General features: G+C 42.7%; 13 protein-coding genes. 3 read left to right on the top strand and 10 right to left on the bottom strand.

Features of this window, described 5'->3' with window-relative positions:
* Nucleotides 1–8 precede the first annotated feature (8 nt).
* Nucleotides 9–662: a LuxR C-terminal-related transcriptional regulator gene (locus HXT58_RS05335; RefSeq protein ID WP_415705781.1), complete on the bottom strand. Its 654-nt coding sequence runs from the start codon at nucleotides 660–662 to the stop codon at nucleotides 9–11.
* 34 nt (nucleotides 663–696) lie between these two features.
* Nucleotides 697–1,158, bottom strand: coding sequence for a hypothetical protein (locus tag HXT58_RS05330; protein WP_004574152.1), 462 nt, complete (start codon nucleotides 1,156–1,158; stop codon nucleotides 697–699).
* 570 nt (nucleotides 1,159–1,728) lie between these two features.
* Between HXT58_RS05330 and HXT58_RS05325 the strand changes: the two genes are divergently transcribed.
* Nucleotides 1,729–1,941 (top strand): hypothetical protein, encoded by a 213-nt coding sequence (locus tag HXT58_RS05325; RefSeq protein ID WP_004105675.1) that lies wholly within the window; start codon nucleotides 1,729–1,731, stop codon nucleotides 1,939–1,941.
* 190 nt (nucleotides 1,942–2,131) lie between these two features.
* Complete coding sequence (locus HXT58_RS05320) at nucleotides 2,132–2,392, top strand: hypothetical protein (RefSeq protein ID WP_004105674.1); 261 nt, start codon at nucleotides 2,132–2,134, stop codon at nucleotides 2,390–2,392.
* Nucleotides 2,393–2,569: 177 nt separating this feature from the next.
* Here HXT58_RS05320 and HXT58_RS05315 read toward each other — a convergent pair whose 3' ends face one another.
* The 5 genes from HXT58_RS05315 to nrdH all read right to left on the bottom strand — a co-directional run bounded on the left by HXT58_RS05315 (nucleotide 2,570) and on the right by nrdH (nucleotide 7,774).
* Nucleotides 2,570–3,163, bottom strand: a complete 594-nt coding sequence (locus HXT58_RS05315) for a hypothetical protein (protein WP_421775628.1) — start codon at nucleotides 3,161–3,163, stop codon at nucleotides 2,570–2,572.
* Nucleotides 3,164–3,516: 353 nt separating this feature from the next.
* Nucleotides 3,517–4,611 carry a class 1b ribonucleoside-diphosphate reductase subunit beta gene (nrdF, locus tag HXT58_RS05310; protein WP_004105670.1) on the bottom strand — a complete coding sequence of 365 codons (1,095 nt, stop codon included), beginning with the start codon at nucleotides 4,609–4,611 and terminating at the stop codon, nucleotides 3,517–3,519.
* Nucleotides 4,612–4,708: 97 nt separating this feature from the next.
* Nucleotides 4,709–6,934, bottom strand: coding sequence for a class 1b ribonucleoside-diphosphate reductase subunit alpha (gene nrdE / locus HXT58_RS05305; protein WP_415705783.1), 2,226 nt, complete (start codon nucleotides 6,932–6,934; stop codon nucleotides 4,709–4,711).
* A 75-nt stretch (nucleotides 6,935–7,009) separates the two neighbouring features.
* Nucleotides 7,010–7,510, bottom strand: a complete 501-nt coding sequence (gene nrdI / locus HXT58_RS05300; protein ID WP_064621463.1) for a class Ib ribonucleoside-diphosphate reductase assembly flavoprotein NrdI — start codon at nucleotides 7,508–7,510, stop codon at nucleotides 7,010–7,012.
* Nucleotides 7,511–7,513: 3 nt separating this feature from the next.
* On the bottom strand, nucleotides 7,514–7,774 hold the full coding sequence (gene nrdH, locus HXT58_RS05295) for a glutaredoxin-like protein NrdH (protein WP_004574150.1): 261 nt from the start codon (nucleotides 7,772–7,774) through the stop codon (nucleotides 7,514–7,516).
* Between the two features lie 427 nt (nucleotides 7,775–8,201).
* On the opposite strand from nrdH, the gene gndA reads away from it, so the two are divergent.
* The gene (gndA, locus tag HXT58_RS05290; protein ID WP_004574149.1) at nucleotides 8,202–9,656 is read left to right on the top strand and encodes an NADP-dependent phosphogluconate dehydrogenase; all 1,455 of its coding nucleotides are present in this window, start codon (nucleotides 8,202–8,204) and stop codon (nucleotides 9,654–9,656) included.
* Nucleotides 9,657–9,756: 100 nt separating this feature from the next.
* Here gndA and pgl read toward each other — a convergent pair whose 3' ends face one another.
* The 3 genes from pgl to zwf are packed head-to-tail and all read right to left on the bottom strand — an operon-like array spanning nucleotide 9,757 to nucleotide 13,154.
* The gene (gene pgl / locus HXT58_RS05285) at nucleotides 9,757–10,581 is read right to left on the bottom strand and encodes a 6-phosphogluconolactonase (protein ID WP_004574148.1); all 825 of its coding nucleotides are present in this window, start codon (nucleotides 10,579–10,581) and stop codon (nucleotides 9,757–9,759) included.
* A 54-nt stretch (nucleotides 10,582–10,635) separates the two neighbouring features.
* Entirely contained in the window at nucleotides 10,636–11,577 is a 942-nt protein-coding gene (locus HXT58_RS05280; protein WP_421775627.1) for a glucose-6-phosphate dehydrogenase assembly protein OpcA, read from the bottom strand.
* Nucleotides 11,574–13,154 (bottom strand): glucose-6-phosphate dehydrogenase, encoded by a 1,581-nt coding sequence (gene zwf, locus HXT58_RS05275; protein WP_004105660.1) that lies wholly within the window; start codon nucleotides 13,152–13,154, stop codon nucleotides 11,574–11,576. The genes HXT58_RS05280 and zwf overlap by 4 nt, the downstream gene beginning before the upstream one ends.
* Nucleotides 13,155–13,199 lie beyond the last annotated feature (45 nt).

Genomic DNA, 13,199 nt, shown 5'->3' with positions numbered 1-13,199 from the left:
CTTACACGTTATATGTCATGCGAATATTTTGCGAGCGCAGCGAGCGCTTGCATACGACTTTTAACTTGAAGTTTTCCATAAATACGCCGTAAGTGCGTGTTGACTGTTGAAACTTTCACATTAAGCTGATCTGCAATCTCTTTCGTAGAAGATCCCTGTTTGCACAAGCGCATAATTTCCGATTCTTGAGGAGACAAAACTGAAGTCTTCGGAAGTTGAGAAATCATATTGAATGATTCTTGCGGAGTGTGAAAATAGTCAATATATTGTGGCAATTCTGGGCAACCGTAGCTTGTTGTGCGCGATTGAATAGCTGCAACTATGTCTGCTAAATTGTCTTTATGTACTAGCGCTTGACCACCCGACTTAGCAACTTGCAATACGTATTCATCCAGCATGTAGGAAGTAATGCCAATCAAAACAATATTGCTATTGCGCTCGCGAATTGCCTTAATTACATCAACACCACTCATTTCTCTCATTGACATATCTACTAAAAGTATGTCAGGAGTATTTTCTGTAACGCAACGATGAATAGCTTGTTTTGCAGAAAAACACATCCATGCACAAACAAAGTTTTCAGGCAAACGACTTTTCAGAAGAAGTTGCATATATCGCAATACAAGCGTGTCATTATCAACAATTGCGTAAGTAGTGTTCATACAATATATGGTATCTTGTTTTGGAATCCGCTTATCAAGAGATGTGCGATTGTATTGTTTTTCTCAAATTATCAAGATTGTACACATTAAAGTGCCATACGCTAGCACTTTCCGTTGGCACACTCCATTCTTCGGTTTTACCATTCGCAGTAAAGCGAATTATTTGAGTTGTTGGCTTATTTATAACTTCAAAATTAGTGAGTTGATTCCACGGAATGCGATGAAGATGCTTATCGTCTAATTTAGCTAGATTACCCGAGCCTAAAATGGTATTCGGATTAACAACAATAAACTCATTATTAGTGGCAGCAACAATACGCGCATCAACACTTTGCGCTACATAGAATAATTTAGGTAACAAAAATAGTTTGAGTAAATCTTTCCACCAAGGGTCGTATTTCATGGTAAATACATACGTCTTATCAACTGAAAGATTGTGATCTTTAAAGTACTTGACGATATCTTCTTCTCGTATACCGCGCAAAGGATTGGTCATAATAAGCACCTCCTTGTGATTCTTGTTTTGTAAATTACCAACATACTAACGTTCAAATTTTATCTACACAAATAGGCGTACTTATTTTTAACGATAGCGTTTTTAGAAAACTTTTTAAAACTTTTACGATTAGCAGTTTGTATGTTCTCAACAATCAACATTTAAGAACATTTCCGTTTTGGAACCATTCTTAAATAAAGACATATTTATGGAGTTATCGTGGCAAAAATTGCAAATCTAACAAAAACTGACACGATAACGGATGTGTTTGGGTTGATTTTTGCAGCATAAAAATTTCTACTGAGCCCAAAAATAACAATCACAAGTATTGCCAATTTTACTGTGTCACTAAATATAGTTACAGCTGATTACATGACAGTATTTTTTTATTACACTGAGAGCCATTGCACAATTTATTTGTACAGCAAAATAACGTTTTAAGGAAAGGAATTATGCGGTGAAGCGCTTAGCAAAGACAGTGTTAAAGAAACTCGGTGGTTCTGTTGGTATTGCATTTCAATTGGGTATTGCGCATGGCAATGTCGTGACCAGTGGGGTAGGTGAATCATTATGAAAAAGCAAATTTTGGCTTATTTTAAGCGACTTATCAAACGAGAAGCTACTTATATGCCGTTGACATTTATTGGCTTGCTTGGAATTTTTGCAATATTTAGTGGCAATACAATTGCTTACATTTCATCTCCAAATAGGTGGATTGAAACATTTGTTTTTACACTTATTGTTGCTTTTGCACGTGCCTTCATACCTGATGATCGTTATTGAACAATTTATTTCATAAAGATTAGCGAAATGCACACAGCACTTCGCTAATCTTCTATTTCATATTTTCTAAGTTATATTACGGTAGATTTTAATCCTATTTAGTTGTTTTTTATTTATCAGTAACTTTTTGGTTGCTGTCTAGGATGCTAATATGCAATATTCATAGATTACATTAAGAAGAAGGAATATCATGAGTCAAGATTTTGGAGTAAAAAATTGGAATCCATCTGCTGCAGCAAATACTAGTGACGATGACGATGAGCTTTCTGAAGAAGATTTTGATAAATTGGCTGCAGAGCTTGAGCAATTCTTTACCAAGTATGTAGTGTTAGAAAATAATAAGTTTGTAGTTCATGACGATGCGATTATTGCCGATGGTTATGGAGAATATTTAGAAGGCTTTCACATCTTAGCAGAAAAATTCACTGCTGGTCTTGAAGAGGACAGATAGCGTAAATTAACCACGATAACGCGTATAACATAGCGACTGTGCAATTAAAGTTATACGATACAGTCGCGTAATCAGTTAAAAAATATTGCCTGTTCATCAACGATATTGATTAACAGGCAATATTTTCAAAACAACAAAATTTGGCAAATAGCCTAAATTTTGTGGCTAAACCATTTACTATTTTGTTACGTCAAGAACTACTAAACGTTGTCCGCCATAAGTTCTGGCATCAAGACAGGTTTGAATAAAGTAAGCAGATTTAGGGAATTGCTCAACATATCCTTTGAACTGGCTTAACAATTTATCCGCGCTGCCTCCTCCTTCAAAGTCTTTATAATCTGCCACTTTATAGTCTTTGCCGTTTAATTTAACTGGTGTGCCCTTTTGAAGTTTCTTTAATAACATTCCTGAAGTATTTAAACGGTCGACGACCATGTAGTGACCAGTAATGACTTGGAACCAGTCGTCTTGAAGTGTCCAATGATAAAAAGCATCTTTCACGTAGGCCAACTTATCAGGATAAGCGTCCCAAATAACGGGTTTAGTTTCACCTAGTGCTTCAAAAGTTCCTTTTTCGCCTTTCACAAAAGCCTCAGGAACGTTCTTTTCTGAAGGTTTTTTGATTGATTTTGAATGTTTTTTAGTTGACTGATGGGTTATTTTCGTAGACGCTGAATTGTTTGCTTTGGAGCTACCGCAGGCCGCTAGCCCCACCAGCGAACTGAATAGCACTACAACACAAAGTACTTTTTTATAAGTCATTTTCCCCATAACTGACCTTCTTTCTTCGTATAGATGTGACTAACAACTGCTAGGCATCCTTATCAATTTGGATTCCAAACTTGAGCGCCTGCTCAGTTCAGCCCAAAACGCTTAGTTTAAACGGAGGATGAATTGATAGTCACTGCTGATTTTTGCATAAAGGGATTAACAAAACCAGTTTCTTTTCCATAGTGTACCATAAAGGCTGAGGGGGCTCATGTTACTTTCTAATTTTTCAGTTTTTATGTATACGATATTTTGGTTCAATAATTGACTTAGATAAATTAAATTGGTTAACTAATTAAATTAATTAGTTAACCAATCGAACAGTCAGTTAATCAAATAAACAATCAATTATGCGACTAGAAGTCCCAATCGTCGTCGTCGGTTTCAACAGACTTTCCCATGATGTAGCTGGAGCCAGAGCCGGAGAAGAAGTCGTGATTTTCGTCGGCAGCAGGAGATAGAGCTGCGAGAATTTCTGGGCTTACGTGAGTTTCTTCTTCGCTGTACTTAGCAGGATAGCCAAGATTCATCAAAGCCTTGTTAGCGTTATAACGAACGAAGTCAAAAACGTCATCGTGGAAGTCAAATCCTTCGTAAATCTGACCAGAATACTCAACTTCCAAATCGTACAAAGTATCGAGCAAGTTCATAGTGAACTTTTCAAGATTCTTCTTATCGTTCTCGCTTCTAAGCTCCAAACCGCGCTGGAACTTGTAACCAGAATAATAGCCGTGAATCGCCTTATCGCGCAAAATCAAACGAATCATATCGGCAGTGTTCATCATCTTTCCGCGAGAAGCAAAATAAAGCGGAAGGTAGAATCCCGCGTAAAGAAGAAGTGAAGAAAGCATAGTTGCAGCAATCTTGCGTTTAAGCGGATCTTCGCTCTCGTACTCGCAAAGCACAGTGGTGACGCGCTGCTGCAAAACATCGTTGCCAACAGCCCAACGGTAAGCTTCGTCAATTTCCTCGCTAGAGCAAAGAGTAGAGAAAATAGAGGAGTAGGAGCGCGCGTGAATCGACTGCATAAAAGCAATATTCGTGTAAATAGCCTGCTCGTGCTCAGTGCGAGCGTGCTCAATCTGGCAAAGCTCGCCAATAGTTGCCTGGCTAGTATCAAGCAAAGTCAAGCCCGTAAAAACGCGAGTAGTGGTCTTGCGTTCAAGATCGGTGAGGGAACGCCAAGAAGGAATATCGTTGCTCAGCGGCACTTTTTCAGGAAGCCAGAAGTTAGCAATAAGACGATTCCAAACGTCCAAATCCTTGTCGTCAACAATATTATTCCAATTAACTGGGCGTACACGCGATCCGTGATGGTAGCGGTACTGAGATGGTGTGATAGAAGCTGCCATCATAGCGTCATCTGCGATTACGCGATTTGTGCCGAAAGGCTTATCGAGGCTACTGCGCAATGCTGTTGGATCGAGCGCAGTTGTATCGAGTTCTGTCATAATTACTCCTGATCTTGTGTTTACGTTTTACAAAATTTTTAAGTTTTTTTATTTAATTTGGAAATATCTACGTAGCTAAAATTTTTATCACTACTACTTATAGTGTGCAGCTTACGCAACCTTCAATTTCCGTACCTTCCAAAGCTTTCTGGCGAATACGAATGTAGTAAAGAGTCTTAATGCCCTTGCGCCATGCGTAAATCTGAGCCTTATTCAAATCGCGAGTAGTCGTAGTGTCTGGGAAGAACAAAGTAAGCGACAATCCCTGATCCACATGCTGAGTTGCTTCAGCGTAAGTATCAATAATTGCCTTCCAGCCAATCTCGTAAGCATCCTTAAAGTACTGCATATTGTCGTTCGTCATGTATGCTGCAGGGTAGTAGACGCGACCAACTTTGCCCTCTTTACGAATCTCAATGCGAGAAGCAATTGGGTGGATTGAACTCGTGGAATGGTTGATGTAAGAGATTGAGCCAGTTGGAGGAACAGCCTGCAAATACTCGTTGTAAATGCCGTCGCGCAAAATCTCGTCGCGCAGTTGCTCCCAGTCTGAAACACTTGGAATCGCAACATTGAAACGAGCAAACAAATCGCGAACCGCTTGAGTGCGAGGCTCAAGAGAACGACTTCCATCAGTGTATTTATCGAAATAGTTGCCTTTTCCTGCAGGCTTAGCGTAGGCACTCGTTTTAAAGCTTGCAAAAGCGTGTCCGCGCTCTACAGCCAAAGCGTGAGAAGCCTTATAAGCGTGGTAAGCAACAGTCATAAAGTACATGTCTGTAAAGTCAAGAGCTTCCTCGCTTCCGTACTGCATGTGCTCGCGAGCAAGGAAACCGTGCAAATTCATTTGACCCAAGCCAATAGCGTGACCTTCTGCGTTTCCGCGACGAATCGAAGGTACAGAATCAATCGAAGTATGCTCAGAAACAGAAGTGAGCGCACGTACCGCCAAATCAACGCTTGCACCCAAGTCACCATCCATTGCCTTAGCAATATTAAGAGAGCCGAGATTGCAAGAAATGTCGCGGCCAACGTGACTATAAGATAAGTCAGCGTTATAAGTGCTTGCTTCCTGAGTTTGCAAAATCTCGGAGCACAAGTTGCTCATAGTAATGCGACCCTTAATAGGATTTGTGCGATTCACAGTATCCTCAAACAAAATGTAAGGGTAGCCAGACTCAAACTGAATTTCCGCAAGTGTCATAAAGAATTCGCGAGCGTCGATGTACTTCTTGTGAATGCGAGGATTTGCAACCATCTCGTCGTAATGTTCAGTAACAGAAATGTCTGCAAAAGGCTTGCCATATTCGCGCTCAACATCGTAAGGGCTAAACAAAGCCATCTTTTCTTTGCGCTTAGCAAGCTCAAAAGTAATATCTGGAATAACAACGCCTAAAGAAAGCGACTTAATACGAATCTTCTCGTCCGCGTTCTCGCGCTTAGTGTCGAGGAAACGCATAATATCTGGGTGGTGAGCGCTAATATACACAGCACCAGCGCCCTGACGAGCGCCAAGCTGATTAGCGTAAGAGAATGAATCTTCCAAAAGCTTCATAACAGGTACAACGCCACTCGACTGATTTTCGATGCGCTTAATAGGAGCGCCAAGCTCGCGCAAATTCGTAAGCAAAAGAGCCACGCCGCCGCCTCGTTTAGAAAGTTGCAAAGCAGAATTAATTCCGCGCGCAATAGACTCCATATTATCTTCCAAACGCACGAGGAAGCAGCTCACAGCCTCTCCGCGCTGAGCTTTACCAAGATTCAAGAACGTTGGAGTGGCTGGCTGGAAGCGACCTGCAAGCATTTCGTCCAAATAGTTGAGCGCTGCTTTTTCGTCGCCGTCTGCGAGTTCCAAAGCGACTGCAGCTGCGCGTTGAGCGAAGTTTTCCAAATACTGTTTGCCGTCGAAAGTCTTTAAAGCGTAAGAAGTGTAGAACTTAAAAGCACCTAAGAATGTGCCAAAAGTGTGGTGAGCGGCTTCTGCATGCTCGTAGAATTTATCGAGAAACTCATCGCTGTATTTGTTGAACACGTTGCCGTTGTAGTAATAGTTGTCAATCAAATAGTTCAAGCGTTCGCGAGTTGAAGCAAACTTCATGCTGTGTTCTTGCACGTAATCCGAAACGTAAAGCTTTTCTGCTTCCTGATCTTTATCAAACTGAATGCCTTTTTCTGGGTCAAAAAGACCGAGCATAGCGTTAAGAACGTGGTAGTCGCGGCTGTTGCGAATGCGCTCTGCTGTTGTGCTGGCAGTTGTGCTTGCAGAATCAGTGTGATCAAGATTAAGCGAAGTAGATTCGTTCATCGGATCTGTGCTATTCATGGGGTTTGTTCCTTTCTTCATGCGTTATTTTTGTTTTTCAAACGCTGTTTGTTTTGTTTCTTTTACTTATTTCGTTTATTTCGTTTGTTCTGTTTCTTTGAGTTGTTTTAAAAATCTCGGTATCCCATGCGCTACTTTTTCTATATCTTCTGCAGTTCCCGTGAGTTCAAACGAGTACATATTTGGGATTTTGCACTTTCCTGCAATTTGACCGCCTGCAGCGCAATATGCTTCTCCAAAATTTGTATTTCCGGAAGAAATTACCCCGCGAATAAACGAACGATTTTCGCGATTATTTAAGAATTTGCGAACTTGCATTGGTATTGCTTTCGCAATATTTCCACCGCCGTAAGTTGGAACAATCAAAACGTACGGTTCGCGCACGTTTAATTCCGGCTCTTTAGGGCGAAGTGGTATGCGGTACACGTTTACGTTATTGCTTGGAAAATCGCAATTTTGCACAAATCTTAACGTGTTTTCGGAAACTGAGGAAAAGTAGACTACAGCTCCGATTGATTCGCCTTGTGCGCGCGATTCAGGCTCGCTTTGTTGTGTTATATTTTCTTGCTCACACATTTCTTATGCTTCTTTTGCTGCCTCTGCGGAAGTTCCGAGTTTATCCGCAATTTGCGCAATTAGATCTGGACGGTACCCACTCCAGGATGCGTCGGGAGCAATGACTACTGGAGCTTGACGGTATCCGGCATTTCTTAACTGTTCGAGTGATTCAGGGCTTTTTGACAAGTCTACTGTTTCAAAGTTCACGCCAAGTTTTGTGAACTGTCGCTTAGTTGCATCACACTGTGGGCAATGAGGTTTAGTAAACACTGTGATAGTCATTTCAATCTCCTCTGGTGATGGGGGAATTTTGCAATTCCGTGTTGTATCGACAAAAGCCAAGTAGTTAGCTTACTCTGAATAAGCACTATTTATAGTGGTGTGTCGACTGTGTAAACACTATATATAGTTATTATTTAAAATAGCTAAAAATAGCGTGTTTGTAAGCGTGTCGTGTTTTATGAAGTGAATATGAGCTTAGTTTTAACGATTAAAAATGTAATCTATTTCACAGAATTTATATTTGGAACTACTTAACTTGCATATTGTTAAGCCTTGTGCATATCCGCCTATAAAATTATTAAGTGCGTTTCTTGAAGGGGCGTAACGCAAAATAAAAAGTTGTGCATTTTGTAGATAATGCAGATTGCTTGGGTGCGCAAAGCATGCGTGCAAATAACAAAACAAGTACAAGATAAGAGGTGTCATTATGACTCAAGCTCAGGCAAATATTGGTGTTGTTGGTTTGGCTGCCATGGGTTCGAATTTAGCGCGTAATCTTGCGCATCATGGAAATACAGTAGCTGTTTATAATCGTCATTATTCGCGCACTGAAACTTTAATGAATGAGCATGGCAGTGAAGGTGCTTTTGTGCCTTCAAAAACTGTTGAAGAATTTGTGGCTTCTCTAAAGCGTCCGCGCACCGCAATAATTATGGTAAAAGCTGGTGCTCCTACTGATGCTGTGATTGAAGAACTTGCAAATGCTATGGAGCCTGGAGATATTATCGTCGACGGCGGAAACTCTTATTTTGAAGATACGATTCGCAGAGAGCGTGACATTCGCGCGCGTGGTCTTCATTACGTTGGTTGCGGTGTTTCTGGCGGCGAAGAAGGTGCTTTGCGTGGTCCTTCGATGATGCCTGGTGGCACTGAGGAATCTTGGAAGACTCTTGGTCCTATTTTGAAGTCTATTGCTGCTGTTGCTGAAGGTGAGCCTTGCGTAACACATATTGGTACTGACGGCGCTGGTCATTTTGTGAAGATGGTTCACAATGGCATCGAGTACTCGGATATGCAGCTTATTGCCGAAAGCTACGATTTAATGCTTCGCGGCTTGGGCATGAAATCCGACGAAATTGCAGACGTGTTTAGCGAGTGGAATAAGGGCGAACTTGATTCTTATTTGATTGAGATTACGGCTGATGTGCTTCGCCAGAAGGATGCTAAAACTGGTAAGCCTTTGGTTGAGATGATGGTGGATCACGCTGGCATGAAGGGCACTGGTACTTGGACTGTACAGTCTGCGCTTTCTCTCGGAATACCAGTTACCGGTATTGCTGAAGCCGTGTTTGCTCGCGGACTTTCCAGCCAGGTTGCTTTGCGAGAAGCTGCTGAAAGCCAAGGTTTGACTGGTCCGGATGTGCATTTTGATTTGAACGATGCTGAGCGTAAGGCGTTTATTGAGGATATTCGCCAAGCTTTGTACGCTTCTAAGATTGTTTCTTATGCTCAGGGATTCGACGAGATTGCTGCTGCTGCAATTGAGCATGATTGGAAGATTGACCAGGCTGCGGTTGCTCGCATTTGGCGTGGTGGATGCATTATTCGCGCTCAGTTCTTGAACCGCGTTTCTGAGGCTTTTGAGTCCGGTGAAGCGAGCGTTTCTTTGCTTTTTGCACCGTACTTTAAGGATGCTATTGAAAAGTCGCAGGCTGCTTGGCGTCGTGTTATTGCGCGTGCAGTTGAGCACGGGGTTCCTGTGCCAGCATTCTCTAGCTTGCTTGCATACTACGATGGATTGCGTTCCAAGCGTTTGCCAGCTTCGCTTATTCAGGCTCAGCGTGATTTCTTCGGCGCTCACACTTACGGTCGCATTGACGAGCCAGGCGTATTCCACACTTTGTGGGCAGAGCCTAATCGCCCAGAAGTAAAGCAAGATTAAAACAAATAATATTTAGAGATAACAGACCTTTGCATTATTATGCAGAGGTCTGTTATTTATTGTTCTGAGTATTATGCATGTTGCTAGAAAGCTATACAAGTTACTTAATAGCAGCTTGCAAAGTTTCCGCGGTGGTTAGCCAAGAGATTTCGTCAGTTCCGTTTGCAAAAGACGCAGGATATTCTGGATTATTATCACCAGAAAGTACATTCATTAAAGCAGCGCCTTTTTCTACTCCGGCAGTCAAGAACCAAGTGCGGTGGCTGTGAGCCAGCACAGGAACTGTAAGAGACAATCGCATTGGCGGAAGTTTAGGGGAGTGATTTACTCCAACAACAATGCGATCGCGATTATTAACCTGCGGTAATCCTGGGAAAAGTGAAGCCATATGCGCATCCGGCCCCATGCCAAGAATTGCTAGATCAAACACTGGCTCTTTGCCAAGTATGCTCACGATTTCTTCCTCATAGTCGCGCGCTGCAGCGTCTAAAATAGCGTCATTTTCAGCGTCGCTGGCTGCTACAATTTCCTCCGCATTACGCTCATCTGCAGGCATTTCGTGAATATGAGATTCTGTCAAAGCTTTGTTAGAAGTAAGTAAGTTAAGAAACATTTCGCGAGCCTTGCGCGCATTGCGATCCTCGCTATCATAAGCTACGAAACGCTCATCTGCCCACCAAATATGCACTAAATTCCAATTAATTGCTGGTAAAAGCGGGTTATTAGCAAGCATTTGGAACATGCGTATTGAATCTGTGCCACCAGTAAGTAATAAATGAAATGGTTTATTGAGATTTTGCACATCATTCTGTGATTCCATAATAAGCGTTACTAGACGTTGGGCTGCAACGGCTGCAAGCACATCGCGATTATCGTATCCGTAAATACTTGCGTTATGTGCAAAAGTAACTTCATTATTTGTCATAGTTGTTCCTTTTATGCAATTAAAAATATTTCACGAATTGTTTCACGTAATGTTTCACGCATTTTCTGAAGGATTATCTCGCACCAGCTGCGCATAAATTTCGTCAGGATCAATGCGTCGCAATTCTTCGCTTAAGCAATCATCCAGAGTGCGAATAGGAAGCGCAATAGGTTGTGCAGCCTGTCCAGGCAGGCTAATCAAAGCTTGATCTCCGCCAGCAGGGCGAGTGAGTGACAATGTGCCATCCTTGCGTTCTAAAGTTACGGAAGTAATAGCTTGAGCTTCAGGATTTTCAACTATTTCTACAGGAACGTGCAAGCTACTCTTAATCCAAGCTGCTAGTAAATGCAGAGATACGTAATGAGTAGGACCCACAACCTTCGCGCTAAGAATAGGCAAATGTGGAGGTTGATCGAGCATAGAAGCAAGTAACGCGCGCCAAGGAGTTAAACGCGTCCAAGACAAATCTGCATCTTGCGGAGACCAGTTTTTACGCAAGTTTTGCACAGTTTTAAGAGTATCGTCTGCTCGCTGTGCGTCAGTAATTCTGCTACTTGCCATAGCTCCAAGCAAATCGTGAGCAGGATCTTCCGGAGCGTTTGTTGGCCACCATGCAACAACCGGTGCATCTGGCACAAGTAGTGGAATGACAAGCGTATCCGGATGACGAACTAAACCGTTGTGCGGATACAAAATAATAATTTCGCCAGCTCCAGCATCTGCCCCAAAACGTACTTGAGCATCGAGATTCGGCACAACCTCACCGCGCTCAGCAGCGTGCTCGCTAGACCAATCTCGAACCATTGCAATAACTCGGCAAGGATGCTCGCGGCTAGCTGTGTTTGCTGCATCAAGTGCATGCTCTAACTCTTTAAGAGTTGTATCAATAAGCAAAGTGAGCACTCGACCAGTAGCAGATTCGCCGTGCTCTTCGTGCAATTCGTCGATTTTTGCTGCAATTTTGCTTGTATTAGTATCAGGAAGGTTGATAATCATGGCAGCCTCCAATGGCGATTATCTCGAGCAAGCATAGCATCAGCTTCTGCTGGACCCCATGTTCCAGCGCGATATGGTTGCGGTTGTGTGCCAAGCGAACTCCAGAATTCCTCAATAGGGTCAAGAATTTTCCAACTTAAATCTACTTCTTGCGTAGTTGGGAATAGCGGTGGTTCGCCAAGAAGTACGTCAAGAATCAAGCGCTCGTAAGCTTCAGGGGAACTTTCAGTAAAAGAGCGTCCGTAACTAAAGTCCATAGAAACGTCTCGAACTTCCATAGCAGTTCCGCCAGGGACTTTCGCACCAAAGCGCATAGTAACGCCCTCGTCTGGTTGCACTCGAATCACAATAGCATTGCTACCAAGCTCTCGAACTGCAGTAGACTCAAACGGCAAATGCGGAGCACGCTTAAAAATAACAGCAATTTCCGTAACGCGCTTGCCTAAACGTTTTCCGGTTCGCAAGTAGAACGGAACTCCAGCCCAACGGCGAGTATCAACGTCAAGTCGCACTGCAGCGTACGTTTCAGTAGTGCTTTTAGGGTCGATTCCTTGCTCTTCCAAGTATCCAACAGCTTTGTAAGAGCCTTGCCATCCTGCTGCATACTGTCCTCGAGCAGTATTGGCAGCCAAGTCTTGAGGTAGTCGGATTGCGGATAGAACTTTCGTTTTTTCAGCAGTCAAATCGCTAGCGCGGAAACTTACAGGCTCTTCCATAGCAGTAAGCGCCATAAGTTGAAGCAAATGGTTCTGAATCACGTCACGTGCAGCACCGATTCCGTCGTAGTATCCGGCTCTTCCGCCAATGCCAATATCTTCAGCCATCGTAATTTGCACGTGATCGACGTAATTTGCGTTCCAAATCGGCTCATACATTGCGTTAGCAAAGCGGAAAGCCAGCAAATTTTGCACAGTTTCCTTGCCTAAATAATGGTCAATTCGGAACACAGAATTAGGATCAAAAACTTCAGAAACGACGCGATCCAATTCTCGTGCGCTCGCTAAATCGTGGCCAAAAGGCTTTTCAATAATTACGCGTCGCCAAGCATGCTCAGAAGAGTGCGAAAGACCTGATGCTGCAAGCTGTTGGGCAACAACTGGGAAGCTGGAAGGCGGAATAGACATGTAAAAAGCGTGATTTCCGCGAGTACCTCTGTCTCGATCAAGTTCGTTCACTGTTTTGCTTAAACGCTCAAACGCGGACGCATCGTCAAAGGTGCCGCGTACGAAACGTATGCCTTTAGCGAGATTAATCCAAGTTGACTCACGAAATGGCGTTCTGCAATGCTGCTCAATATTTTCGCGCACAAAGTTTACGAAATGTTCATCCGTCCAATCGCGTCTCGCAAAACCAGTTAAACCAAATCCTGGAGGCAAAAGCCCGCGATTAGCTAAATCATATACTGCTGGCATAAGTTTTTTGCGTGCTAAATCGCCAGTAATGCCAAAAATTACTAGGCTGCACGGACCCGCAATGCGAGCTAAACGCAAATCACGTGGATCGCGCAAAGGATTCGTCCAAGTAGATACGCTTTCCCCAGCGTCTTGCAAATCACGTAGTGTCCTCAACTCAGTCATAGATACTATCGTAATATTTCGTAGCTATTTTCACCACGCAAAACA

The sequence above is a fragment of the Gardnerella sp. KA01000 genome (assembly GCF_049244035.1).
Classification (GTDB): domain Bacteria; phylum Actinomycetota; class Actinomycetes; order Actinomycetales; family Bifidobacteriaceae; genus Bifidobacterium; species Bifidobacterium leopoldii.
Note: the sequence above shows the minus strand (reverse complement) of the source record. Positions and strands in the feature narration are given on the sequence as shown.

Coding starts and splice junctions, on each gene's coding strand:
- HXT58_RS05325 (WP_004105675.1), top strand. CDS start 1,729: ATGAAAAAGCAAATTTTGGCTTATTTTAAGCGACTTATCAAACGAGAA.
- HXT58_RS05330 (WP_004574152.1), bottom strand. CDS start 1,158: ATGACCAATCCTTTGCGCGGTATACGAGAAGAAGATATCGTCAAGTAC.
- zwf (WP_004105660.1), bottom strand. CDS start 13,154: ATGACTGAGTTGAGGACACTACGTGATTTGCAAGACGCTGGGGAAAGC.
- HXT58_RS05335 (WP_415705781.1), bottom strand. CDS start 662: ATGAACACTACTTACGCAATTGTTGATAATGACACGCTTGTATTGCGA.
- HXT58_RS05315 (WP_421775628.1), bottom strand. CDS start 3,163: ATGGGGAAAATGACTTATAAAAAAGTACTTTGTGTTGTAGTGCTATTC.
- nrdF (WP_004105670.1), bottom strand. CDS start 4,611: ATGACAGAACTCGATACAACTGCGCTCGATCCAACAGCATTGCGCAGT.
- nrdH (WP_004574150.1), bottom strand. CDS start 7,774: ATGACTATCACAGTGTTTACTAAACCTCATTGCCCACAGTGTGATGCA.
- gndA (WP_004574149.1), top strand. CDS start 8,202: ATGACTCAAGCTCAGGCAAATATTGGTGTTGTTGGTTTGGCTGCCATG.
- nrdE (WP_415705783.1), bottom strand. CDS start 6,934: ATGAATAGCACAGATCCGATGAACGAATCTACTTCGCTTAATCTTGAT.
- nrdI (WP_064621463.1), bottom strand. CDS start 7,510: ATGTGTGAGCAAGAAAATATAACACAACAAAGCGAGCCTGAATCGCGC.
- pgl (WP_004574148.1), bottom strand. CDS start 10,581: ATGACAAATAATGAAGTTACTTTTGCACATAACGCAAGTATTTACGGA.
- HXT58_RS05280 (WP_421775627.1), bottom strand. CDS start 11,577: ATGATTATCAACCTTCCTGATACTAATACAAGCAAAATTGCAGCAAAA.
- HXT58_RS05320 (WP_004105674.1), top strand. CDS start 2,132: ATGAGTCAAGATTTTGGAGTAAAAAATTGGAATCCATCTGCTGCAGCA.